Raw genomic sequence first — 23,729 nt, forward strand, 5'->3', positions numbered from 1 at the left:
GCATCCCATTCGATTTTTCTAGCGGCAGGCACAGGCCATGAAACATAAAACCTTCTTCTGGTTTTTCCTTCCGACAGCGATGGCGATGCTGATCTTTATCGCGGCCCCCATCGTTTCGGTGGTGATGCAATCCCTGTTCCTGCCCCATGAAGCGGTGCTCATTCAGGTTGAAAACTGTGGCCCCTTCGGCTGCACGCAACAAACCTCGATTGATCAAGAAGCCACCCAAGCCCTGCGTGACGCCGCCCCCATGGGTCGTTTTGCCGGGCTTGAAGTGTATTTTGACCGGGGCCACCTTGCCACCGCCGAAGTCGCCGCCGCATGGCGCAACTCCGAAAGCCTGGGCGCGTTCTTCGGCGAACTGAACAACCTGCCGTTCTACCGCGCCATGGCTTTCACGCTGACCTACACATTCACCGTGACCCCGCTGCTGATCGCGCTGGGCTTCTTCATTGCCGTTGGTGTGAACTCGGTGACCCGCCAGCTCCGCGGCCTCCTGATTTTCTTCTCGCTGCTGCCGATGATCGTGACCCCGCTGGTCGGCTCGCTGATTCTCTTCTGGATGATCGACGCGCGCGGAGTTCTGGGGAACCTGATCCAGTATCTTGCTGCCGATCCGGACTTGTCGCTGAAGGCGTCAACGCCGCTGATGTGGATATCCCTCATCATCTACGGCATCTGGTCATCGGCCCCCTTCGCCTTCGTCGTTTTCTACGCGGGTCTGCAAACGGTGCCGCAAGACACGCTGGAATCCGCCCAGATTGACGGTGCAACCCGCTGGCAGCAAATCCGTTATGTGCTGATCCCGCACCTGATGCCGCTCATCACTTTTGTGGCGCTGATCCAGCTGATGGACAACTTCCGCGTCTTCGAACCGATCATCGGCTTCTCGGCCCAAGCCCACGCGACGTCGCTGAGTTGGATCATCTTCAACGACCTCGGTGGCGAGACCCGCCAACTGTCTGCCGCCGCCACCACTTCGGTGTTGACCGTTCTATGCGTGGCGATCCTGCTGACGCCTGTGCTGGTCCGCACATGGCGCGACTTCAAAGGAAAGGCCTGATCCATGGCGTCCAAAGCTCAAGAAAAACCGCTTGGTCTGCGCATTCTGCTGACGGTTTTCCTCGTCGTGTGGCTTATCGCGGCAGCCTTCCCGTTCATGTGGACCCTCTGGGGCAGCTTCAAGGTCGAGCTTGATTTCTTCTCGATCTCCAACTGGCGCGACGCGCTTACCGGCCCCCGGACGGAGTTTACCTATGGCCACCCCTTCACAGGCGCGGGCTATGCAGGCGCGTGGATCCAAGAGGAATTCTGGCGCTCGGTCATCAACACCTTCATCGTGTGTTTCTTCGTGGTCTGCATCTCGCTGACCCTCGGAACACTGGGCGGCTACGCGCTGTCGCGCTCGGGCCATAACTATGTCTTCTGGCTGCTCATCACCGCGCTGATCTTTCGCGCTCTGCCGCCGATCACCCTGGTTTCGGGCTATCTGCCACCGTTCTTTGAGTGGAACATCTGGGGGTACCTGCCCACTGCGATCATCGTGCTTGTGGCCATCAACCAGCCCTTCACGCTCTGGATGTTGCACAGTTTCTTTCAGAAAATCCCCAAGGAACTGGACGAGTCCGCCAAGGTCGACGGCTGCACCCAGTTTCAGGCCTTTCGCCACGTCATCATCCCGGTCATGTGGCCCGGCGTGATCACCACGGGTCTCTTCAGCTTCCTGCTGGCCTATAACGACTTTGCGGTCACCGCGATGCTGCTGTCGGAATCCAACCGCACAATGATCCCCGCCGTCGCCGCCTTCCTTGGCACCACGCAAACCGAAGGCAATGTGATGTTCGCGGTCGCCGCAGTGGTTTCGGCCACCGTGCCGCTCTTTATCATGGTGATGTTCTTCCAGCGCCAGATCGTATCGGGCCTGACTGCGGGCGCCGTCAAAGGGTAATGCCCTCTCGCGTGACATCGCGCGCTGTGGCGGAGAAAGCAGGCGTCAGCCGCTCGGCCGTCAGTCGGGTATTTACGCCGGGGGCCTCTGTGGCCCCCAAGACCGCCGAGAAAGTGCGCAAGATCGCAGCCGAGCTGGGCTACCGCCCCAACATCCTCGCACGCGGGTTGCTCACCGGGCGATCCCGGATGATCGGGCTGGTGGTCGCCTATCTCGACAACCAGTTCTATCCCGGCGCGCTTGAGAAACTCTCTGCCGCGCTGGAAGATCAGGGCTACCACGTTCTGATCTTCATGGCCGCCCAGACCGCCGACAATATCGAAGAGGTGGCCGAGGATATCCTCGATTACCAGATCGATGGGCTGATCCTCGCCTCTGTCGCGCTCAGCTCGCCCCTTGCGCAGCGCTGTCGTGCGCGGGGCGTGCCCGTCATGCTCTTTAACCGCCATCAAGGGGATGACCAGCTGTCCGTCACCTCTGACAACGAAGCCGGGGGGCGCATGGCCGCCCGCCACCTTATTGCCCGCGGTGCGCGCAAGATCGGCCATATCGCCGGGTGGGAAGGGGCCTCGACCCAGGCTGATCGCGAGGCCGGGTTCCTTAGCGAGCTTCACGCTGCTGGCCTGACCCTGCACGCCCGCGAGGTCGGCGATTTTCATCCTGAACGCGCCCGCGATGCCGCTCGCCGCATATTCGCAGGCCCCGACCGTCCCGACGCGGTTTTCGTCGCCAACGACTATATGGCCTTCCCGGTCATGGACGTGATCCGGTTCGAGATGGGCTTGCGCATTCCAGAGGATGTCGCCGTGATCGGGTTCGACGATGTGCCTGTGGCCAGTTGGCCCAGCTATGATCTGACAACCATCCGTCAGGACAGCACCGCCATGGTGCGCGCCACGGTGGATGGATTGCTCAGCAGCATGGACGGCGCGCGGCCGCGCGCTTCGCTGATACCGGTCGAACTGATCAAACGCTCCAGCGCCTAGACGTCGCCTGTCGCCAGCAAAATCTGCTTCCAGATCGCGGTGTCATCAATCAATGTGAACTCCCGCCGCAGGCCCCACGGCCCGAACTCTACATGAGTAATGCCCATGACGTAGATCTCTGCCCCTGTTGGCGCCCCAAAGCGGCCCCAGCCGTCATGTGTGCCGCGCAGTGACCACCGGACCGCTGCGCGCGGTGGCATCATCGGGTCTTCGCGTCCGATCTGATGCTCGATCCGAAACTCCGCCGACGGAAAGGCCGACCGTAGCCCCAGCCAAAACCGATCTGCCGCCGCGGGGCCATGGGCGCTGACATGCCCCGGATAGGCCAATGCGCAGGCCCGGTCCCACTCTGCCGGGATGACCGAGAACTCCGCCTGCATGATCCGTTCCAGCAGCCCAGCCAGCTTTGCCGCCCAAGGGTCATCGTTGCCGCGCCCGGCATAAGGCCCCGCAATATCCGTCGCAGGGGTCATCGGCTTCACGCACGTCTCCGGCCCGCCTTCGCGTTGGATCAGATCGCGGGTCCAGCCCACCAGATCACCGCCCATCTGCTGCACAATCGCCCCTTGGTCGCGCACCAGCCATTCGTCTTTCACGGCATTGTCCTGACACCAGCAATCCGCCAGAATCCGATACTCCAACCGCTTGCCCGTCGGCGCGCCGTAAACACCCGGCCCCGTATGTGTCGCCCAGCAATACAAGCGATGCGACGACAGAAAACTGTCTGCGCCCGTGGCACACCAGATCACATCCTCGCCTGGCAATTCGCGGTCTGGAAACTCTGCCAGCGTTGCCATCGTCGCGCCGATGATCCCGTCATTGCCCTGCACGACGGACGCTGGCGAACGCACGATCAGATCATCGCCGTAAAACCCATGCAGCGTATCGATCCCGCGCTTTTCCCAGATGTCTTCGGTGATGCCGAGGATGTAATCCTCGACGCTCTCCCAACGCGGGTCAAAACCGGGCATAAAAGGGGTGTTTTGGCTCATGCCACCAAAGTGCGTATCAGCGCCAAACATGCAAGCCCAATCAGCAATGACAGGCAAAACGGTTTGTAATAGGGCTCGTATTTCGGCGTGAACAAGCGTTGCCCCAGCAGCACGCCCGCCATCGTCGGCACGATAAAGGCCAGCCCCCGCACAGTCGCTTGCTGGTCCATCACTCCGAACGCCAAAAGCGTGAACAAGCTGATCACCGCCGAGACGAACAGGAACAACACCAGCGATCCGCGCATCTGCCGCGCGGGCGCATCCCGCGCCAGCACGTAAAGCGCCACGACCATCCCGCCGATAGACGCCAGCCCCGTCGCAATGCCCGCCAACAGGCCTGATCCGTAAAGCCCCTGCGGCGTTGCCAGAAACGGCAAGCGCAGCTTAACCAATTGCGAGGCCGCCAGCACGATCAACAGGCTCAAAGCGATCAGTGCCGAGACCTCGACCGACACCGCTTGCGTCAGCGCCAATCCAATCGGCAACCCGATGGCAGACCCGATGACCAACCCTTTGACCACGCCACGATCCGCGTCGCGCCAGCCGCCCCGCGCCATCAACAGCGACGCCGACATTTCCAACCACCAGCAGATCGGGATCAGCTCTACCGGCGGCAGGATCAGCACAGCCGAGGCCATGACCATCGCCGATAGTGCAAAGCCCGAAAAGCCGCGCACAAGCCCCGCGACAAATGTAATGCCAATCAGGATAAGGATCTCGGACCCGGTCAGCCCAAGCAGCGCACTCATGAGCTTAGCGCGTCAATCTGGGCCGAGGTAATCGCGATCATTTCGTAAATGTCATCCGCCGAACAGCCCCGGCTTAGATCGTTCGCAGGCTTGGCCAAACCTTGTAGAACCGGACCAATCGCCATCGCCCCGCCAATGCGCTGGGTGATCTTGTAAGCGATATTGCCCGCCTCCAGACTGGGAAACACGAACACAGTTGCTTGCCCGGCAACCGGGCTTCCGGGCGCTTTGCTGGCGCCCACAGCCGCGTCAAAAGCGGCATCGAACTGCATCTCGCCATCAATCGCGAAATCCGAATTGTTCTGAGCAATCTGCGTCGCCTGCGCCACCTTGAACGCCGCCTCATGTTGCGCCGATCCCTTGGTGGAGAAGCTCAGCATCGCCACCTTCGGATCCAGGCCCAGCAACGCGCGGGCCGATCCCGCGGACTGCACGCCAATCGCGGCCATCTCCTCGGCGGAGGGCTCAATCACCAAGCCACAATCGGCATAAACCAGCGATGCGCCGGGCCGTGTCGGGTGATCCTCAGGCAGCACCATGAGGCAAAAGCTCGACACAAGCGGCGCGCCTTTCGCGGTGCCGATCATCTGCAGCGCCGCGCGCACCGTGTTGGAGGTCGTGTTGATCGCGCCGCCAATCGTGCCGCCTGCGCGGTCCATCCGGACCATCAGCGCAGCCCAGACCAGGGGGTCGCTGACCGCTTCTTCCGCCTGCGCGCGTGTGGGGTTTTTCTTCGCCCGCGCTTCCAGAAAGCTTTCGATCATCGCCTCGCGATGAGGGCTTGTCGCCGGGTCTTCCAACAGCACGCCGTCGGGCACAGCTGTCCCTTCAGGGGCCAGCACAGTGATCTGCGCCATGCCATCCGCCACCGCGCGGCCCGCCGCCTCGATCACGCGCGCATCCACGCCTTCGGACAGCACGATATGGTGACGCGCCGCCTTGGCGCGCTCCCGCAACGCAGGAAGCGGCGAACTCATGCCGCCGCTTCCACTTTTGTTATCCCGGCCAAGATCACTCTGCCGCGACGTTCATGTCATCTTTAGAGACACCAGCCACCTTGACCGGCTTCTTCATCGCATCGCGACGGAAGGGCTCGCCCAGCTCCTGGTTCAGGATCACTTCGATCAGCGTGGTCTTGTTATTCTCCATCTGATCCTTGATCGCCTGATTCAGCATCTCTGTCAGCTCATCCATCGACTTGGCTTGCACACCGATCAGCCCACAGGCCTGCGCGATACCGGCATAGCTGACCTGCATGTCCAGTTCCGTGCCGACGAAATTGTCGTCAAACCACAGCGTCGAGTTCCGCTTCTCAGCCCCCCACTGGTAGTTGCGGAAGACGATCTGCGTGATGGCTGGCCATTCGGGGCGGCCAATCGCGGTCAGCTCGTTTACGGCAATGCCGAATGCACCGTCGCCTGCAAAGCCCACAACCGGCACATCCGGGCGGCCGATCTTGGCACCGACAATCGAGGGCAGACCATAACCGCAGGGGCCAAACAGGCCGGGGGCCAGATATTTGCGACCCTCATCGAAGTCGGGATAGGCGTTGCCGATCGCACAGTTGTTGCCAATGTCGGACGAAATGATCGCCTCCCGCGGCAACGCCGCTTGAATGGCGCGCCATGCCTGACGGGGGCTCATCCAGTCGGGGCGGGCCTCCCGCGCACGCTCGTTCCAGGTCGTGCCGGGATCGTCCTGCTCGTGATCCAGTGACGACAGCTCCTGCTTCCAGGCCGATTTGGTTTGCGCGATCTTGTCCTTGCGCTCCTGGCGGCCTGCGTCACCAGCGTCATCAGCTAGCTTGTCCAGAATGCCGTTGGCCACTTTGGCCGCGTCACCCACGATGCCGACAGTCACCTTCTTGGTCAGGCCGATGCGATCCGGGTTGATATCGACCTGAATGATCTTCGCATCCGTTGGCCAGTAATCAATGCCATACCCCGGCAAGGTCGAGAACGGGTTGAGACGCGTGCCAAGGCACAGCACCACATCCGCTTCCGAGATCAACTGCATCCCCGCCTTTGAGCCATTATAGCCCAGCGGACCCGCAAAAAGCGGGTGCGAGCCGGGGAAAGCATCATTGTGCTGGTAGCCCACGCAAACCGGTGCATCCAGGCGCTCCGCCAGCTTGATCGACGCGTCGATCCCGCCTTCCGACAGGACAACGCCCGCACCGTTCAGGATCACAGGATTCTTCGCGTTCGAGATCAGCTCCGCCGCCTTCGCGACCGAATTCTCACCACCGGGCGAGACTTCAAATTCAATCGCCTCGGGGATTTCGATATCCACGACCTGCGTCCAGAAATCGCGCGGGATGTTGATCTGGGCGGGGCCGGACAGGCGGTGCGCCTTGGCGATCACGCGGGTCAGCACTTCGCAGATGCGCGACGGATCGCGGACCTCTTCTTGATAGGCGACCATGTCCTCAAACAGTTTCATCTGCTCCACTTCCTGGAACCCGCCTTGACCGATGGTCTTGTTGGCGGCCTGCGGCGTGACCAGCAGCAGCGGCGTGTGGTTCCAGTAAGCGGTTTTGACGGCGGTCACGAAGTTGGTGATGCCGGGACCGTTCTGCGCGATCATCATCGACATTTTGCCGGTCGCACGAGTGTAGCCGTCCGACATAAACCCGGCAGAGCCTTCATGGGCGCAGTCCCAGAACTGAATGCCAGCGGCTGGGAACAGGTCCGAAATCGGCATCATGGCCGAGCCGATGATCCCGAAAGCGTGTTGAATTCCATGCAGTTGCAGCGTTTTTACAAACGCCTCTTCCGTCGTCATTTTCATCGCAGAAATCTCCCATGTATTCGCAAAGCAGCAATGCTTGCGTTGCGCGTAAAATAAATAGGGTGGCCTTGGATCGTTAGGGCCAGATCAAATGCAGATTTAAGACCAGATCAGACAGACATGCACATGTATTTCATCTCAAGGAATTCCTCGATCCCGTGATGGCTGCCCTCGCGCCCCAGACCGGATTGCTTGACCCCGCCAAAAGGCGCGGCCTCGGTCGAGATGATGCCGGTGTTGATGCCCACGATGCCATATTCCAGCGCCTCGGCCACTTTGTAGACCCGGCTCAGATCGTTGGCATAGAAATACGCGGCCAAGCCGAAGATTGTGTCATTGGCCATTTCGATCACGTCGTCTTCCGTCTCGAATTTGAAGAGCGGCGCCATAGGGCCAAAAGTCTCTTCCTGGCTGACCTTCATGTCCTGTGTGACGCCCGTCAGGATGGTCGGCTCGAAGAACTTGCCGCCCAGCTCATGGGGCGCACCGCCCGTCAAAATCTCTGCGCCTTTGCCGGTCGCGTCCGCAATATGATCCTTCACCTTTTCGACCGCCGGGTCGGAAATCAGCGGCCCCAGATCGGCCCCGTCAAAGCCGTCCCCAACACTCATCTTGCCGACAGCCTCGGCAAATTTTGCCGCGAAATCATTATAGACCCCAGCCTGCACATAGATGCGGTTCGCGCAGACACAGGTCTGGCCATTGTTGCGGAACTTGCAGGCGATGGCCCCTTCAACAGCGGCGTAAAGATCGGCGTCATCAAAGACGATAAATGGCGCATTACCGCCCAGCTCCATGCTGCATTTCATCACCTGATCGGCAGCCTGTTTCAGCAGGATACGCCCCACGGCGGTGGAGCCGGTGAAGGTCAGTTTGCGCACCGCCTCGTTCTCGCAGAACTCCTTGCCCATGGCCGAAGAATCCGAACCGGTCACCACTGAAAACACGCCTTTCGGGATGCCCGCCCGTTCTGCCAAAACGGCGATGGCCAGCGCGGACAAAGGCGTCAACTCCGCCGGGCGCGCCACGAAACTGCACCCCGCCGCCAAGGCAGGCGCGGCCTTGCGGGTAATCATCGCATTGGGGAAGTTCCACGGCGTGATAGAGCCGACAACGCCGATGGGTTGCTTGATCACGGTGATGCGCTTGTCGGGCTGATGGCCGGGGATCGTCTCGCCGTAAACGCGCTTGGCCTGCTCGGCGAAGAACTCCACGAAGGAGGCACCATAGCCGATCTCGCCCTTGGCCTCGGCCAGCGGTTTGCCCATCTCGGCTGTCAGGATCGTTGCCAGATCGTCCTGATGCTCCATCATCAGATTGAACCAGGTGCGCAGGATATTGGCGCGGTCCTTTGCTGTTTTCGCCGCCCAATCCTTCTGAGCGATTCGCGCTGCCTCAATGGCGCGCGCCACTTCCGTTCGGCCCAGATCGGCGACCTGCGCGATCACATCACCGCGCGCCGGGTTCACCACATCGAAAGTCTCTCCGCTATCGGCAGAAATCCAATCGCCTCCGACATAGGCTTTGCTCTGCAAAAGCTCCGGGTCGTTCAGCATCGCACGCAGATCGGTGGTTTGGTCCAGCATTGGTCTCTCCCTTAATCATTGGGTCATAGATGGCATGTCGCGCAGGATTGGCAACTCACTCGGGCAACTGGGACCAACACGGCAAAGGGTCATTTGGTTGCGGTTTCGCTGCGAAAACCCCCCGTGCGATGGCCCGGGCCAAGGTGGTGGCTGCCGCGTGACAAAGCGTCAGAAGGGTCGTGTCATCCGTCTGTCCCTCCGTGGTGGAGGCCGCAAAAACGAGATCCCCGTCGAAAGGCGTATGCGACGGAACCAGCGCGCGAGCCATGCCATCATGGGCCGCGGTGGCAAGGCGGGTGCATTGCGCTTGGGTCAATGGGGCGTCGGTGGCGACGATCGCGATGGTGGTGTTGTGCTGGCTGAGCTTGGTGTCGGGCATGGTCTTCGGGAAGGTGGTTGCGGGGGGCAGGCCGCCGAATTCGGAGGCTTGCTCAAAGGGTGTGGCCCAGAAGGATTTGGTCTGCCCAATGGTGGCTGAGCCTAGGGCATTGACGGCGACCAGGGCGCCGACTGAGTGGCCTTCTTGGACGGTTGAGGCAGACCCGAGACCGCCCATCGTGGTGGCGGTGGTGGCTCCGAAACCCGCGCCATGGGTGCCAATCTCGAAGTTGTCGGAGGCCGCGTTGAGGGCGTCTATGCCGAGTTGCCCATAGGGGTTTTCCGTCCAGCTTTTATCGCCCCCGTTAAGCAGATCAAAGAGGATCGCCGCAGGCACAATCGGCACCCGCTGCCCGCCCACCTCAAAGCCCCGGTTTCGCGCGCGAAACGTATTTGCGACGCCGGAGGCGGCGTCGAGGCCAAGGGCGGAGCCACCAGAGAGCACCAATGCGTCGACCTTCTGGACCAGGCGGTCCGGGGCCAGCAGATCGGTTTCCCGCGTACCCGGAGCGCCGCCCATGATGTGGACGCCTGCGGTGAAGGGCTGATCTGCGGTCAGGACCGTGGTGCCGGTTTTGATGGCGGCATCATGGGCATTGCCGACACGCAGGCCGGGGACATCGGTGATCAGATTTCGGGCGCCGGGTTTCATGCTGGGAGGCTAGTCAGCGGAGCGCCTGCGGCGCAAGACTTTACTTATTTGGCGCTTTGGGTCAGCGTTGCGCTGCAGGGGCGATGGCGTCGCCCGGTTTGCTGCTTTTTCCGTCCTGAACGCCGGGACCTCTTTGAACGGGGGTCGCTATGAACCGTCCAGAATTCTATCGATATCACAGTGGCCAGAAGGCCGCCCTGCCTTTTGAAGACGCCGAATATGAGGCGCGGCTGAAGGGGCTGCGCGCCACTATGGCAGAGGAAGGGGTGCAGGCGGCTGTGTTCACCTCGATGCACAATATCGCGTATTATTCGGGGTTTCTTTATTGCGCGTTCGGGCGGCCCTACGGGTTGGTTGTGACCGAGACGGAGTGCGTCACAGTCTCGGCGGGCATCGACGCAGGGCAGCCGTGGCGGCGGTGCTATGGGGACAACATCACCTATACCGATTGGCAGCGGAATAACTTCTGGCGCGCGATCCGGTCGGTGACCGGGACCGGCGCGCATTGCGGCTATGAGGGCGATCATATGACGGTTTCGCAGCGCGACCTGTTTTGCGCGATGCTGGAGCCGTCGGACGTGACCGATCTGGCCCCGGCGACGATGCGGCAGCGGATGCACAAGTCCGCGGCCGAGATTGACCTGATCCGCGCAGGCGCGGCTGTGGCGGATGTGGGCGGCTATGCGATCCGCGATGCGATCAAGGAAGGCGTGCGAGAGATTGATGTCGCGATGGCTGGGCGCGACGCGATGGAGGTGGAGATTGCCAAGCGGTTTCCCGATGCGGAGTACCGCGATACCTGGGTTTGGTTTCAGTCGGGGATCAACACGGATGGCGCGCATAATCCGGTCACGGGGAGGGTGCTGCAACGGGGCGATATCCTGAGCCTGAACACATTTCCGATGATCTCGGGCTACTACACCGCGCTGGAGCGGACGCTGTTTGTGGGCGAGGTCGATGACGCCTCGCGCGCGATCTGGGAGGCGAATGTGGGGGCGCATGAGTTGGGGATTTCGCTGCTGAAACCCGGTGCGTCTTGTGCGGAGGTGACCGCGGGGGTGAACGCGTTTTTTGAAGAGCGCGATTTGTTGCAGTATCGGACCTTTGGCTATGGGCATTCCTTCGGGGTGCTGAGCCATTATTACGGGCGTGAGGCGGGGCTGGAGCTGCGTGAGGATATCGACACGGTGCTGGAGCCGGGGATGGTGATCTCGATGGAGCCGATGCTGACGATTGCGGATGGGCAACCCGGCGCGGGGGGCTACCGCGAGCATGATATTATTGTCATCACCGAGGACGGGGCAGAGGATATCACGGGCTATCCGTATGGGCCTAATTTCAACGTTGTTTGAGTATTTTCGCATAAAAGAAGCAGGGGCGTTTCGCATGCGAAACCGGGTTTGCGGGACGCTTTCGTTGATAACATTGGGTTTTTGTTTTCGGGAGTTAACATAATAAGGGTTAACACTGGAACGCACTGTTATTTAAGGGTATTTTAAGCGATTTTCCTGCGTTAAGGTGCGGGTATGGCGAAACCCGTGATCCGTGAGACTGAGCTTTATGAACCTGTGAAAGCGCTGCTGGAAGGGCAGGGCTATGTCGTGAAAGGCGAGGTCGGGGCTGCGGATATTGTGGCGGTGCGGGACGGCGATGACCCGGTGATTGTGGAGCTGAAAACGGGGTTTTCGCTGGCGCTTTATCATCAGGGCATTGCCCGGCAGACGCTGTCGGATGACGTCTATCTGGCGGTGCCGCGCGGCAAGGGGCGGGCGTTCAAGGCGTCGTTGAAGAACAACAAGCTGCTCTGTCGGCGGTTGGGGTTGGGGCTGATTACGGTGCGGTTGAAGGACGGGTATACGGAGGTGCATCTGGACCCCGCGCCTTATGTGCCGCGGCAGTCGAAACAGCGCAAAGGGCGGTTATTGCGCGAGTTTTCACGGCTGGCAGGCGATCCGAACACCGGTGGGCAGATGCGTGTGGGGATTGTCACGGCCTATCGGCATGATGCGCTGCGCTGCGTGGGTGCCTTGCGGCAGGGGCCGTTGAAGGCCAGCGCTGTGGCTGAGGCCTCGGGGGTGGAGGTGGCGCGGCGTGTAATGTCGGACAATCACTATGGCTGGTTCGAGCGGGTGGAGCGCGGGATTTATGCGCTGTCGCCCATGGGCGAGGCGGCGGTGGAGGAATATGCAGCGGTGCTGGCGGAGATTGGCGCGTAATTTGCTGGATTTTGCACAGTCGGGCTTTCATAATCGACTGAGTTAAATTCAAGCGAGGCGGCTATGGCGCGGGCGTTTTATGATCTTCCCCCGATGACGACGCTGGTCGCGTTTGAAGCGGCGGCGCGCCATGGGAGCTTCAAGACGGCGGCGGCGGAGTTGAACGTGACGCCGGGTGCTGTGAGCCACCAGATCAAGGCATTGGAAGGCGAGTTGGGCGTCGCGCTGTTTGAGCGGGTGCATCGCGGGGTGATCCTGACAGAGGACGGGCAGGACCTGTTCACCAGTGTGCAGGGCGCGTTTTCGGCGATGTCGCGGAGCCTTTCGCAGATCAAGCGGGCGGATACAGAGCGGGCGATTACCGTGGCGGCGACGACGGCTGTTTCGGCGCTTTGGTTGACGCCGCGGATCACGGCATTTTGGCGCGAGAGGCCGGATATCAGAGTTAACCAAGTGGTGTCGGATACGCGGGTTGAAGGCAGCGGCTGGGACCTGATCATCGAGTATGGCTTAGCAAAAGGGCGCGCGGGAGAGAGCCGCGAATTGTTTACGGATGTGTTGGTGCCGGTGGCATCGCCAGAGTTTGCGGCAAACCGTCCGGTGCCGGAATTGGCGGCGCTGGCGGCGATGCCGCTTATTCATTTGACGGCGCAGAATCAGGATTGGACGACGTGGAAACGGTGGTTCGCGGGGCTGGGGTATGAGGGGTCTTTGGCGCGCGGGACCAAAGTGAACAACTATATGATTGCATTGCAGGCGGCCTGCGATGGGGTGGGGGTGGTGCTGGGGTGGAAGCGGTTGGTGGCGCCGATGTTGGAGGATGGGTCGCTCGTTGCGTTTGGAGGCTACGCGCTGCCCGCGCCGAGCAGCTTCTACATCTCGCGCGGCGCGAAGGCGGAGGCGCGGGGGAGCGTGGATTTGCTGGAGCAGTGGCTTTTGAAGTGAAATGAACTCATCTTAAGGCGAAATTTTCACGGATTGAGTGAGCGGCCTTTGAGGCGCAGGATTTCGCGATCGATCAGGAGGGCTCGCGATGAATGTGCAAACGGATTTGGGCGCGGTGATGACGTCAGTGGCGCAGGCCAAAGGCTTGCCGAATGCGCATTACGTGTCGCCCGAGGTGTTCGAGGAAGAAAAGCAGGCGGTGCTGTTTGACCAGTGGGCGGGCGTGGGCTTTGGCAAAGATGTGCCGGAGATTGGCGATGCAAGACCGGTGGATTTTCTGGGGATGCCGCTGCTGATCGTGCGAGATCGCGCGGGCGAGGTGAGCGTCTTTCAGAACACCTGTCGGCATCGCGGGATGATTTTGGTGGACCAGCCCAAGAAGATCGAAGGGGCGATCCGCTGTCCCTATCATTCTTGGTGCTATTCGCTGAAAGGGGAGCTGAAATCGACGCCCCATGTGGGCGGGCCGGGGCGCAATACCCATGAAGATATCAAGCGTGATGAGTTGGGGCTGATCCGGGTGCCGTCTTACGTGTGGCATGACGTGATTTATGTGAATGTGAACGGGAATGCGGCGCCGTTTGAGGAGGTGCATGCAGACCTGATCGCGCGCTGGGCGGAATTTGACGTGCCGATGGTGCATGGCGGTGAAAGCTCGTCGTTCAAGCTGGAGGTGGCGACGAACTGGAAGCTGGCGGTCGAGAATTACTGCGAGAGCTATCATTTGCCGTGGGTGCATCCGGGTTTGAACAGCTACTCGCGGTTGGAAGATCATTATAATATTGAAAAGGCTGGAGAATTTTCAGGGCAGGGGACGTTGGTCTATAAGCAATTGCAAGGCGAAGGTGGCGCGACTTTCCCCGATTTTGGCGACCATTCAGAGCAGTGGGAGGAGGGCGCGGAGTATATCGCTGTGTATCCGAACGTGCTGCTGGGCGTGCATCGGGACCACTATTTCGCGATCGTTCTGGAGCCGAAAGGTTTGGACCGGACGGTGGAGCATGTGGAGCTTTACTACACCGAAGACGGCGCGCGGTCGCAGGCGTTCGCGGGTTTGCGGGCTGAGAATGCGAGCCTTTGGAAGACGGTATTTTCCGAGGATGTGTTCGTCGTCGAAGGCATGCAGAAGGGGCGGCATGGGGCTTTGTTTGATGGAGGCAAGTTCTCGCCGGAGATGGATGGGCCGACGCATAACTTTCACCATTGGGTGGCCAGCAATGTGGATGCGGCGCGGCGGTGAGCGCGCTGGATGAGGCGTTGATTGCGGCGCATGCGGCGGGCGACGCGGGCGCGCTGATTGCGCTTTATACGCATGCGGCGGATCAGGCCGGTGATGTGGACGCGGCCTGTTTCTACCTGACACATGCGTATGTTTTTGCATTGGAAGCGGGTGCGCCTGAGGCTGTCGGCTTGCAGGCGCGGTTGGCCGATCATGGCCGCGAGCCGCGCGCGCCGGTTTGCGACTGACAGGGGCCTGATTTGGCGCGAACGGGCAATTTTTGGCGGGCGAGCGGCGTAAATTGGGACCGCGCAGCAATGGAGAGACAGCGATGAGAACCCACGCACAGGCGGTTGTGATCGGGGGCGGGGTGATCGGGTGTTCGATCCTGTATCATCTGACGAAGCTGGGCTGGACGGATGTCGTGCTGTTGGAGCGGGACGAGTTGACCAGCGGGTCTACGTGGCACGCGGCGGCGAATATTCATGGGCTGCACGACAACAACAACATCACGCGCATCCAGAATTATACGATGGATTTGTATAACGCTTTGGAGGCCGAGACGGGGCAAAGCTGTGGCGTGTTCCAGCCCGGATCGCTGTATCTGGCGCAGACCGAGGCGCGCGAGCATCAGCTACGGTTGCAGGCGGCGAAGGCCAAATATTACGGGCTGAATTTCTATGAGGTGGACCGGGATGAGGCGGAGCGGCTGCATCCGCTGGTCAATTATGATGGGATCCGCTGCATCATGTATGAGCCCTCGGGCGGGAACGTGGACCCGTCGGGGGTGACGAATGCCTATGCGACGGGCGCGCGGCAGAACGGGGCGGAAATTCATCGCTTTACGCCTGTGACGGGGACGGAGCAGCAGCCCGACGGCACATGGATCGTGCGGACGCCGAAGGGCGACATCCGGACGGAAGTGGTGGTGAATGCGGCCGGGTTGTGGGGCCGCGAGGTGGCGGCGATGGCGGGGGTTGAGTTGCCGCTTTTGCCGACGGAGCATCAGTATTTCGTGACGGAGACGATTGCCGAGATTGCTGCGTTGGATCGGCGTTTGCCGTCCGTCGCTGATCGCGATGGGGAGTATTACTTGCGGCAGGAAGGCAAAGGTCTGCTGGTGGGCGCGTATGAAAAGGACGTGCGGTTCTGGGCGGAGGATGGAACTCCGCAAGGGTTTGGCCATGAGCTGTTTGCCGACGATCTGGAGCGGATCGAGGATAACATGATGCGCGCGATTGATCGGGTGCCTGCTGTCGGTGAGGCGGGGATCAAGCGGGTGATCAACGGGCCGATGATCTGGTCGCCGGATAGTAACGCTCTGTTTGGGCCAGTGCCGGAGCTGAAAGGGTATTTTTGCTGTAACGGGATCATTCCGGGGTTCTCGCAATCTGGCGGGCTGGGGTCGTTGACGGCGGAATGGATCGTCACGGGCGAGCCGCATCTCGATATGTTCCCGTGGGACATGGCGCGCTTTGGCGCGTGGGCGGACCGCAAGTTTACCAAGGCAAAAGTGGGGGATCAGTATGCGAACCGGTTCTCCATTCACTTCCCGAATGAGGAGCGATCTGCGGGTCGACCTGCGCGGGTGCGGCCCATTTATGAAATGCAGAAAGGAATGGGCGCGGTCTTTGGGCTGAACTACGGGTGGGAGCATCCGTTGTGGTTTGCGGACCAGCCCGGCGTCGTGGATACCAACGGCTTCACGCGGCAGAACTGGTGGGAGCCGGTCGGCGCGGAATGCCGGATGCTGCGAGAGCGCGCGGGGATCATCGATATCTCGAACTTTGCGAAATATTCGGTGAAAGGCGAAGGCGCGAGCGATTGGCTGAATAGCCTTTTCGCCAACAACATGCCCAAGGCGGTGGGGCGGTCTTGTCTGACGCCTCTGATTGGGAAGCGCGGCGGGATTGCGGGCGATTTCACGGTGACGAAGCTGGGGGAGGAGGAGTTCCTTGTAATCGGCTCGGGCATGGCGGAACGGTATCATCTGCGGTTCTTCAATGCGGTGGAACGGCCAGAGAGCATTGTTTTTGAAAGCAAAACGGAGGCGATGTGCGGGTTTAACGTCGCCGGGCCGGAGAGCCGCGCGATGTTACAGCAGCTGACGAATGCGTCGCTGGCGACCGAGGATTTTCCGTTCATGCGGTCGCAAAGGATCACGCTGGCGGGCGTTGATCTGGTGGCGCTCAGGGTGTCGTTCACCGGTGATCTAGGCTGGGAATTGCATTGCGCGGTTGAGGATCAGGCGCGTCTCTATGAGACTTTGCTGGAGGCAGGTCGCGCGGTGGGCGCCGGGCCGGTCGGGTCGCGGGCGCTGATGAGTTTGCGGATCGAGAAGGGCTATGGATCGTGGTCGCGGGAATATTCGCCGGAATATTGGCCTCAGGAAGTGGGGCTGGCGCCGCTGATTAAAATGGGCAAGGCGTTTCTGAACAAGGGGGCGTATGCCGAACTGGCGGAGAACGCGCCGCGCGAACAGTTGTCGATCATTGAGGTGTTGGACGTCGAGGATGCGGATGCGTCGGGGGGTGAGCCGATTTTCTTGCCCGACGGGACGCCCGTGGGGCGGGTCAGCAGCGGAGCCTATGGCTATACCGTGGGCAAATCGCTGGCGCTGGGCTTTTTGAAAGGCGTGGAGCCGGGAGCTGAGGTGGATGTGATGATCCTGGGCCGCCCGCATCGGGGCGTGGTTTTGGCGGACCCGCCGTTTGATCCGGAGGGTAAACGGCTGCGCGCTTAGTTAATGTGCTGAGCCGGACGGGTGCGCCTGGCCCCAGACGGATGGGGCGTCTTTCGCGATGAGGCGGGCCTGAAGGTGGTCGAGCTCTTGCAGGGCCTTGGCGGGGTCTCCGGTTTTCGCAAGCGCCTTATCGAAGCTGCGTTTCACCGAGCCTGCGCGCCATGGGAGCACAGCCTGAGAGAGCCATGCGCGCAGTTCGGCGGGCAGGTGATCGTATTCGCGCATCGGGTTCGCGGTGCGGCGTTTGCATTTGAGGCTGGTTTTACCGCGGTTTCGGGGCACTGTGGGCGGGTCCTGTGATAGATTTGCAATGTTATAACATTACGTATTGAGGGAAGCGCAAGCCGGTTTTCATTGACCTGCGGCTGCTGCGGTGCAGTCTTGTGAAAGAGGCAACGCGCGGGGGCGACGATGTTCGGCAAAGCAGCTTTTCTTGCACTCGTTCTGATACCGGTCTCGGCGGCCGCGCTGGAGCTGGTGGAGACCGGGCGCTATGAGCTGAACCGTCCTGCGAGCCTCGAATATGATCCGACATTTTGCGGGCTTTGGATTGCCAATGAAGGACCAGAGGCGGTGTTGATGACGCTGCAGGGCGATGAGTTGCGGCGGATCACAAGCGATCTGTTTCGCATCAAGGCGATCACGATAGAGGACGATCACCTGCTGGTGGGCGACGGGTTCGGGAAATTGCAGCGGTTGAGCAAGGATGGCGAGCCTTTGGCGGAGCCGTTTCAGCTGGACGGGGGGGCTGCGGATACCGAGGGCGTTGCGGTGAATGCGGACGGCCACATCCTGACGGTGGAGGATGATCCCGAGCGGCTGACCTGGTTTGATCGCAGTGGCGCGATGATCGCGCGGATTGATACGATGGACCTTGATCCCCCGTTGAGCGAGGCGCAGGGGATCGCGATTGATCCGCGTACAGGGCATTTGCTGATTGTGGATGATTGGGAAGGCTCCAACAGCCTTTATGAGTTCACGGCGGATGGGGAGCTTTTGGCGCAGGCGAGTTTGCTGGAATATGGCACTGATCCGGAGGGGATTGCGATCCGGCCGGGGTCGAACCAATTGTTTGTGGCGTTTGATGGCGGCGCGCAAATTGTGACGTTCGCGTATACGCCGACCTTGCCAGAGGGTGCGGAGCCGTTGCCGCCGGGTGCGGATTGTATGTTGTTTTGATTGGGTATGCCGGGTTCGGGACGCGAGGCCCCGGATCAAGTCCGGGGCGGGGTATCTTCATGGCTTCGGGGTCCCGGATCAGGTCCGGGGCGGGGTGGAAAGTTCGATGAGGTTGGCGTCGGGGTCACGGATATAGAGCGACATGATCGGGCCGGTCGCACCGGTGCGGGGGACGGGGCCTTCTTCGATTTGGATGCCGTGTTCTTTCAGATGGGATTCCATGTCGTTGAGGCTTCCGGTTAGCAGAAAGCACAGATCGGCGCTGCCTTTTGTGGGGGCGTGGGCTTTGGGTTCGAACTCGGCACCCGCCTCGTGGAGGTTTATCTTTTGCACTCCAAAGGTCAGCGCTTTGCGGCCTTCCCCAAACGTGACCGTCTGCATGCCGAGCACGGTCTCATAGAAGGCGCAGGTGGCCTCGATCGAGGCGACGGTGAGCACGAGATGGTCGAGGCGGTCGATCAATTTGTGACCCCGTGGTTGGAGTGGTCAATGGCACCCGCGCCGCGCGGCTCCACATGGAATGTGACGGGGACTTCCCCGGCTTTTTCAAAGACCAGCGTAGCGGGGATTTCCTCGCCAACTTCAAAGGGATCACCGTTCAGGCCCATGAACATGATATGCAGCCCACCCGGTTGTAGAGGGGTTTGCGCCATGGGCGGGATGTCGATGGCGTCGAGCTCTTGCATGCGGGCGATGCCGTCTTGCTCAACGGTGCTGTGGAGCGTGACCTTCGGGAAATCCGCTTTGACAGCGAGCAGGCGATCCGCGGTGTCGCCGTTGTTCATAATCACCATGTAGCCGTCTGCGGTTTGCGCGGTCGGCGTCGTCTCGAACGCCATCGGGTGCGCGATGATGAGTTTGTCGGCGCTGAAGCCATGGGCGAACGCGATGGACGGGGCGAGGAGGGCTGCGAGGATGAGATGTTTCATGGGCTAAAGGTAGGAATGCAAGGGCCGCGATGGGATGCGACAGAATGTGCCGATGCGGGTTGGACAGGGGCGCGTGGAGCGCCTAGGGTTCGCGGGGTATCTTTGGGAGGAGAGAGACATGCGCATCGCGGCAATCGGTTTGGGATCAATGGGATATGGCATGGCGGCTTCGGCTTTGAAGGCCGGGTTAGTCGTGCATGGGTTCGATGTGAACGCCGATGCTATGGCGCGGTTTCAAGAAGCGGGCGGGCAGCCGGGATCGCTGGCGGAGGTTGCGCCGACGATTGGTGCGGCGATGGTCGTGGTGCTGAACGCGGCCCAGACTGAGAGCGTGCTTTTTGGCGACGATGCGCTGGTGCCGAAGATGGCCAAAGGCGCGGTGGTGATTGCCTGCGCGACGGTGCCGCCGGAGTTTGCGCGCGAGATGGCTGGGCGCTGTGCGGAGCACGGGGTGCTTTATCTGGACGCGCCGATTTCGGGCGGGTCGTTGCGCGCGGCGGATGGGGATCTGACGATCATGGCTGCTGGCTCGGACGAGGCCTTTGCCGCGGCGGGACCTGCTTTGGAGGCTACGGCGTCCAACGTCTATAACATGGGTCCCGAGATCGGGGCGGGATCGGCGATGAAGGCCGTGCATCAGGTGCTGGCGGGCGTGAATATTGTCACCATGGCAGAGGCGATGACCTTTGGGATGAGCCAAGGCATCGCGCCGGAGAAATTCATGGAGATCGTGCCCAATTGTGGCGGCACCTCATGGATGCTTGAGAACCGGGGGCCGCATATCGTTGACGGGGATTATACGCCCCATTCCACGGTGGATATCTGGCTGAAGGATCTGGGGATCGTGTTGGATATCGCGAAGAACTCGAAATTCGGCGTGCCGATCACGGCGGCGGCGTTGCAGCAATATGTGGCGGCCTCTGGCATGGGGCATGGGCTTGAGGATGATGCGGCCGTGGCCAAGGTCTATGCGCGCCATGCCGGGCTGACGCTGCCGGGTGAAGGATAGGCGTGCCTGCGGCGCGAGTATTTCAGCAAAGGTGAAGGGGGGCGCGGCAACTGGCCCCTATACAAGGGGGGCGCTTGTCTTTAGAGGCGGGGCCTTGATCTGACAAAAAGTGACCTCCCCTTTGAAACAAGCTCTCTCTAATGCGCTGGCGGCGCGTGATTATACCACTCTGACACCGGTTCAGGAGGCTGTGACCAAGCCTGATCTGGAAGGTGCGGATATGCTTGTCTCGGCCCAGACGGGATCGGGCAAGACGGTGGGCTTTGGTCTGGCGATTGCACCGACCGTGTTGGAGGGGGAGCGGTTTGAGGCGTCGGGCGCGCCCTTGGCCTTGGTTGTGGCGCCGACGCGCGAATTGGCGATGCAGGTGAAGCGGGAGCTGGCGTGGCTTTACGCGGAGGCGGGCGTTGTCATGGCGTCTTGCGTCGGCGGCATGGACATGCGCGACGAGCGGCGCGCGCTGGAGCGTGGGGCGCATATGGTTGTGGCGACGCCGGGGCGGTTGCGCGATCACATCATGCGCGGGTCGATTGATCTGAGTGGCGTGCGCGCGGTTGTGCTGGATGAAGCCGACGAGATGCTTGATCTGGGGTTCCGCGAGGATCTGGAGTTTATTCTGGGCGAAGCGCCGGAAGAGCGGCAGACGCTGCTGTTCTCGGCCACGGTGCCGCGGGCGATTGCCAAACTGGCGGAGAGTTATCAGCGCGAGGCGGTGCGGGTGGAGACGGTGTCGGGTGCCTCGCAGCACGCCGATATTGAGTACCGCGCGATGGCGGTGTCGGCGCGCGATGGCGAGAACGCGATCATCAATGTGCTGCGCTATTTCGAGGCGCCGAATGCGATTGTGTTTTGCAATACGCGGGCAATGGTCAACCGGCTGACGACCCGGCTATCGAACCGGGGGTTTCCGGTGGTGGCGCTGTCGGGGGAGTTGACGCAGAGCGAGCGGACCCATGCTTTGCAGGCGATGCGGGACGGGCGGGCGCGGGTCTGCGTGGCCACGGATGTGGCGGCGCGCGGGATTGATTTGCCGAACTTAGACTTGGTTGTGCATGCGGAATTGCCGTCGAGCCATGAGACGTTGTTGCACCGCTCGGGCCGGACGGGGCGCGCGGGGCGCAAGGGGGTTTCTGCGCTGATCGTGCCGCCTGCGGCGCGCAAGAAGGCGGAGCGGATTTTGCATTTCGCCAAGCTGAAGGCGGAGTGGGGGGAAGCGCCGTCGGCTGATGAGGTGACGGCTGCGGATGAAGCGCGGATGATCGAGGATCCGGCGTGGCTGGAAGAGATTCCGGGGTCGGATATCGGTGCGGTCAACATGCTGGTCGGACGGTTCGCGCCAGAGCAGATCGCGGCGGCGTATTTGCGGCTGTATCATGCGCATCACTCTGCGCCGGAGGAGTTGTCGCCGGTTGACGCCAAGCCCGCGCCGCGCAAGGCGTTTGGGCCGTCGGTCTGGTTTTCGGTTGCAGGCGGGCGCGCTGCGGATGCGGAGCCGCGCCGCTTGTTGCCGATGCTGTGCAAGGCCGGTGGGCTGACCAAAGACGACATCGGGGCCATTCGGGTGCAGCAGGACGTGTCTTATGTCGAGCTGCGGGAAGGGGCTGTGGACGGTTTTTTGTTAGAGCTGGGTGAGGCGATGACCGTTGAAGAGGGCGCGCAGGTGGTGCGTCTGGAGAAGGCGCCGGATTTGGGGCCAAGCGGTGGCAAACCCGGCGGATTCAAAGGCAAACCGCGTGGGCCGAAGCGCGAATATGGCGACAAACCGCGTGGACCGAAGCGGGATTACGATGAGAAGCCCCGTGGGCAGAAGCGGGACTATGGCGACAAGCCGCGCAAACCGCGGGCCGAGAAACCGGCGCAGGCAAGGCCTGCGCGGACGGAGGGGACGACGACTCCGGTCGATTGGAATGATGCGCCGACGCCTAGGGTGAAGAAGCCGAAGGGGGCTCCGAAAGGGGGCGCTCCGAAGCATAAATCGAAAGAGCGCAGGGACTATGATGGGGCGGTCGCGCCGAAGCGGCGATCGGATGGAGATGGGCCGAAGCGGCGGTCTTTTGACGACAAGCCGAAGCGGCGCACGGATGGCGACGGCAAACCGAAGCGCGCGTTTGAGGGGGACGCCAAACCCAAGCAGCGGTCGGATGCGGCGGATCCCAGCAAGCGGTTCGAGCGGCCGGGTAAGAAAGGCCCACCGCCGCCGAAAGGTAAGCCAAGCAGCAAGAAGAACCGGGCGCGGGCGGCGGCGGGCAAAGGGGGCAACGCAACCCCCAAGCGGCGCGGTTAGGGCTGCGCCAACGCGGCTTCATTCACATCGTTGATGTCGCGGAGGCCGAGCTGGGCAAGGGTGATGCTGACCTCGTCCCGTAGGACTTCGGTCAGGGCATCAAGGCCGCGCGCGCCGTCGGCGGCGATGGCGTAGGAGAACGGACGCCCGAGGAACGCGAAGTCGGCACCGAGGGCGTAGGCTTTGACGATATCCTCGCCGGAGCGCAGGCCGCTGTCGAAGAAGAGCGGCATGTCTGGGCCGACGGCTGTGCGGATCGCGGGCAGAGCGTAAGCAGGGGCGATGGCGCCGTCAAGCTGGCGTCCGCCATGGCTGGAGACCTGAATGGCATCGACGCCGAGCGATTGCAGCTTGCGCGCATCCTCGGGACTGAGCACGCCCTTCACGACCAGATTGCCGGACCAGTCATCGCGCATTTTGGCGAGCATGTCCCAGTTGGCCCCAGCGCGGCTACTGGTGCGATCAAACGCGCCGTGCTTACCGCCGAAATTGCCCATCTCGGGCTTGCCGTGGATGAGTTGCGGGATTGACCAGCCGGGGTGACAGGCGAAATCGAAGACTTGGCGCGGCCCCATGCGGAAGGGCATTTTGAAGCCGCGGCGCAGCTCGCGGGGGCGGCGACCGACTTCGGGGACATCGACCGTGAGGACGAGGGTTTCGTAGCCTGCGGCTTGGGCACGACTGACAAGCGGGCCGGGGCCGTCTGTGCTGGAGCTGACGTAAAGCTGGAACCACGCATGGCCGCCGGACCAGTCGATCATTTGCTCCAGCGAGGTGGAGGCGACGGTGGAGACGCCCACGGGGATGCGATGTTTAGCGGCGAGTTTGGCGAGCCAGCGGTCGGCATGGGGTGAGGTGAGGTTGCACATGCCCATGGGGGCGATACCGAAGGGGAGCGCCGTCTCTTTGCGAAAGAGCGTGGTGGTCAGCGAGCGGTGCTCGACCCCGTTCAGGATGCGCGGTTGCAGGGGGGTGTCGCGTAGCGCGGCGCGGCCTGCAGCTTCGCCATGCCCGGAGCCTGCGGCCCCGTCGATATAGTCGAAAACCATCCATGGCAGGCGACGCTTGGCGATGCGGCGCGCGTCGTCATAGCAGTGGATGGACCGGTCCCGCAGCATGGGGCT

General features: G+C 61.7%; 22 protein-coding genes. 12 read left to right on the forward strand and 10 right to left on the reverse strand.

Annotation, left to right across the window (positions count from 1 at the left end; genetic code table 11):
- Nucleotides 1-37 precede the first annotated feature (37 nt).
- From KUW67_RS14345 to KUW67_RS14355, 3 genes are read left to right on the forward strand one after another with little or no spacing between them, the layout of a single operon-like run.
- Entirely contained in the window at nt 38-1,063 is a 1,026-nt protein-coding gene (locus KUW67_RS14345; protein WP_224826011.1) for a carbohydrate ABC transporter permease, read from the forward strand.
- A gap of 3 nt (nt 1,064-1,066) precedes the next feature.
- Nucleotides 1,067-1,948, forward strand: coding sequence for a carbohydrate ABC transporter permease (locus KUW67_RS14350; RefSeq protein ID WP_224826012.1), 882 nt, complete (start codon nt 1,067-1,069; stop codon nt 1,946-1,948).
- On the forward strand, nt 1,948-2,934 hold the full coding sequence (locus KUW67_RS14355; RefSeq protein WP_224826013.1) for a LacI family DNA-binding transcriptional regulator: 987 nt from the start codon (nt 1,948-1,950) through the stop codon (nt 2,932-2,934). Before KUW67_RS14350 ends, KUW67_RS14355 begins: the two co-directional genes overlap by 1 nt.
- Here the strand turns inward: KUW67_RS14355 and KUW67_RS14360 are convergent.
- The 6 genes from KUW67_RS14360 to KUW67_RS14385 all read right to left on the reverse strand — a co-directional run bounded on the left by KUW67_RS14360 (nt 2,931) and on the right by KUW67_RS14385 (nt 10,081).
- Entirely contained in the window at nt 2,931-3,905 is a 975-nt protein-coding gene (locus tag KUW67_RS14360; RefSeq protein WP_224826014.1) for an ester cyclase, read from the reverse strand. The genes KUW67_RS14355 and KUW67_RS14360 overlap by 4 nt on opposite strands.
- A 17-nt stretch (nt 3,906-3,922) precedes the next feature.
- Nucleotides 3,923-4,675, reverse strand: a complete 753-nt coding sequence (locus KUW67_RS14365; protein ID WP_224826015.1) for a sulfite exporter TauE/SafE family protein — start codon at nt 4,673-4,675, stop codon at nt 3,923-3,925.
- Nucleotides 4,672-5,652 (reverse strand): phosphate acetyltransferase, encoded by a 981-nt coding sequence (gene pta, locus KUW67_RS14370; RefSeq protein WP_224826016.1) that lies wholly within the window; start codon nt 5,650-5,652, stop codon nt 4,672-4,674. Before pta ends, KUW67_RS14365 begins: the two co-directional genes overlap by 4 nt.
- 34 nt (nt 5,653-5,686) lie before the next feature.
- On the reverse strand, nt 5,687-7,465 hold the full coding sequence (gene xsc / locus KUW67_RS14375) for a sulfoacetaldehyde acetyltransferase (RefSeq protein ID WP_224826017.1): 1,779 nt from the start codon (nt 7,463-7,465) through the stop codon (nt 5,687-5,689).
- Nucleotides 7,466-7,575: 110 nt separating this feature from the next.
- Nucleotides 7,576-9,051, reverse strand: coding sequence for an NAD-dependent succinate-semialdehyde dehydrogenase (locus KUW67_RS14380; protein ID WP_304522395.1), 1,476 nt, complete (start codon nt 9,049-9,051; stop codon nt 7,576-7,578).
- A gap of 55 nt (nt 9,052-9,106) precedes the next feature.
- Nucleotides 9,107-10,081 carry a P1 family peptidase gene (locus tag KUW67_RS14385; RefSeq protein ID WP_224826018.1) on the reverse strand — a complete coding sequence of 325 codons (975 nt, stop codon included), beginning with the start codon at nt 10,079-10,081 and terminating at the stop codon, nt 9,107-9,109.
- A gap of 149 nt (nt 10,082-10,230) precedes the next feature.
- Here KUW67_RS14385 and KUW67_RS14390 point away from each other — a divergent pair, with 149 nt between their 5' ends.
- The 6 genes from KUW67_RS14390 to KUW67_RS14420 all read left to right on the forward strand — a co-directional run bounded on the left by KUW67_RS14390 (nt 10,231) and on the right by KUW67_RS14420 (nt 17,204).
- On the forward strand, nt 10,231-11,433 hold the full coding sequence (locus KUW67_RS14390; protein WP_224826019.1) for a M24 family metallopeptidase: 1,203 nt from the start codon (nt 10,231-10,233) through the stop codon (nt 11,431-11,433).
- A gap of 174 nt (nt 11,434-11,607) precedes the next feature.
- Nucleotides 11,608-12,297, forward strand: coding sequence for a DUF2161 domain-containing phosphodiesterase (locus tag KUW67_RS14395; protein WP_224826020.1), 690 nt, complete (start codon nt 11,608-11,610; stop codon nt 12,295-12,297).
- 63 nt (nt 12,298-12,360) lie between these two features.
- A complete protein-coding gene (locus KUW67_RS14405) occupies nt 12,361-13,242 on the forward strand; it encodes a LysR substrate-binding domain-containing protein (RefSeq protein ID WP_304522396.1) in 882 nt (293 codons plus the stop codon).
- An 88-nt stretch (nt 13,243-13,330) separates the two neighbouring features.
- Nucleotides 13,331-14,482 (forward strand): aromatic ring-hydroxylating dioxygenase subunit alpha, encoded by a 1,152-nt coding sequence (locus tag KUW67_RS14410; RefSeq protein WP_224826021.1) that lies wholly within the window; start codon nt 13,331-13,333, stop codon nt 14,480-14,482.
- On the forward strand, nt 14,479-14,709 hold the full coding sequence (locus tag KUW67_RS14415) for a hypothetical protein (RefSeq protein ID WP_224826022.1): 231 nt from the start codon (nt 14,479-14,481) through the stop codon (nt 14,707-14,709). Before KUW67_RS14410 ends, KUW67_RS14415 begins: the two co-directional genes overlap by 4 nt.
- Before the next feature lie 83 nt (nt 14,710-14,792).
- Entirely contained in the window at nt 14,793-17,204 is a 2,412-nt protein-coding gene (locus KUW67_RS14420; protein ID WP_224826023.1) for an FAD-dependent oxidoreductase, read from the forward strand.
- On the opposite strand, the gene KUW67_RS14425 is transcribed toward KUW67_RS14420, so the two are convergent.
- Complete coding sequence (locus KUW67_RS14425) at nt 17,205-17,486, reverse strand: DUF6525 family protein (protein WP_224826024.1); 282 nt, start codon at nt 17,484-17,486, stop codon at nt 17,205-17,207.
- A 129-nt stretch (nt 17,487-17,615) separates the two neighbouring features.
- Between KUW67_RS14425 and KUW67_RS14430 the strand changes: the two genes are divergently transcribed.
- Nucleotides 17,616-18,383, forward strand: coding sequence for a hypothetical protein (locus KUW67_RS14430; RefSeq protein WP_224826025.1), 768 nt, complete (start codon nt 17,616-17,618; stop codon nt 18,381-18,383).
- Nucleotides 18,384-18,461: 78 nt separating this feature from the next.
- Here the strand turns inward: KUW67_RS14430 and KUW67_RS14435 are convergent, their stop codons facing one another.
- Both KUW67_RS14435 and KUW67_RS14440 read right to left on the reverse strand, forming a co-directional pair.
- Nucleotides 18,462-18,845 (reverse strand): VOC family protein, encoded by a 384-nt coding sequence (locus tag KUW67_RS14435; RefSeq protein WP_224826026.1) that lies wholly within the window; start codon nt 18,843-18,845, stop codon nt 18,462-18,464.
- Entirely contained in the window at nt 18,842-19,312 is a 471-nt protein-coding gene (locus KUW67_RS14440) for a copper chaperone PCu(A)C (RefSeq protein WP_224826027.1), read from the reverse strand. Before KUW67_RS14440 ends, KUW67_RS14435 begins: the two co-directional genes overlap by 4 nt.
- A 118-nt stretch (nt 19,313-19,430) precedes the next feature.
- Here KUW67_RS14440 and ltnD point away from each other — a divergent pair, with 118 nt between their 5' ends.
- Nucleotides 19,431-20,321 (forward strand): L-threonate dehydrogenase, encoded by an 891-nt coding sequence (ltnD, locus tag KUW67_RS14445; protein ID WP_224826028.1) that lies wholly within the window; start codon nt 19,431-19,433, stop codon nt 20,319-20,321.
- A gap of 121 nt (nt 20,322-20,442) precedes the next feature.
- The gene (locus tag KUW67_RS14450) at nt 20,443-22,605 is read left to right on the forward strand and encodes a DEAD/DEAH box helicase (protein WP_224826029.1); all 2,163 of its coding nucleotides are present in this window, start codon (nt 20,443-20,445) and stop codon (nt 22,603-22,605) included.
- On the opposite strand, the gene KUW67_RS14455 is transcribed toward KUW67_RS14450, so the two are convergent.
- Entirely contained in the window at nt 22,602-23,723 is a 1,122-nt protein-coding gene (locus tag KUW67_RS14455) for an alpha-hydroxy-acid oxidizing protein (protein ID WP_370635003.1), read from the reverse strand. The two genes, KUW67_RS14450 and KUW67_RS14455, sit on opposite strands and share 4 nt — an antisense overlap.
- Between the last annotated feature and the right edge of the window lie 6 nt (nt 23,724-23,729).

Source organism: Cognatishimia sp. MH4019, assembly GCF_020177595.1.
Classification (GTDB): Bacteria; Pseudomonadota; Alphaproteobacteria; order Rhodobacterales; family Rhodobacteraceae; genus JAHTBL01.